Here is a 604-nt window from a genome sequence, read left to right as displayed (position 1 = left end):
GTGGTGATGCGGGTCAGCCGCGTGCCGAAGGTGAAAATCTCGGCACGGTCCGCGCCTTGCACGGCGGCATGCGCCAGCTTGAGATAGTCTGCGGTGTGCAGCTTCATCGAGCCGGAAACGTCGATCAGCAGCAGCAGCTTGCGCGGCACGGTCTGGCGGCGGCGCAGCAGCGGCGAGGGCACGTCGCCATCGGCGCTGACGATTTCCCGCAGCGACCGGCGCAGATCGAGCTTGCCGCGCGAATGCGTGCGCACGGTGCGGAACGAGCGGCGGGCGGGCAAGGCTGAAGCGAGCCTGCGGCGGAAAGCGGCAAGGTTGTCGTCGTCGCGCTTGAAATCGCGGGTACTCAGTTGTTCGGCGCCGGAAGAGAGTTCGCCACCTTCCTGATGGCTGATGACCTCGATCTCTTCCTGGCTCGCACCGCCATCATCCTTGATGCGGGTTTCCTCGTCGGCGTCGCCTTCGACCACGGCGGACCTGTTGCCATAGAAATGGCTCTGGAAATGCGCTTCGAATTCGTCGCGGCGGTCGGGCGGCGGCGCCAGGGTGGCGAGGGCCGCCTCGCGGATGTCGGCCATCGAGCGTGGACCGAGCAACGTCACCG

1 protein-coding gene is annotated in these 604 nt (G+C 66.7%); it reads right to left on the bottom strand.

Annotated elements, in window-relative coordinates; genetic code table 11:
- Positions 1 to 602: VWA domain-containing protein (locus EOA22_RS36475; protein WP_245478809.1), on the bottom strand; the 602-nt coding region annotated here is incomplete at its 3' end.
- Positions 603 to 604 lie beyond the last annotated feature (2 nt).

Origin of the sequence: Mesorhizobium sp. M7A.F.Ca.US.014.04.1.1, assembly GCF_003998745.1 — a bacterium.
GTDB classification, from domain to species: domain Bacteria; phylum Pseudomonadota; class Alphaproteobacteria; order Rhizobiales; family Rhizobiaceae; genus Mesorhizobium; species Mesorhizobium ciceri.
This window is presented reverse-complemented; position numbering and strand designations above follow the sequence as displayed.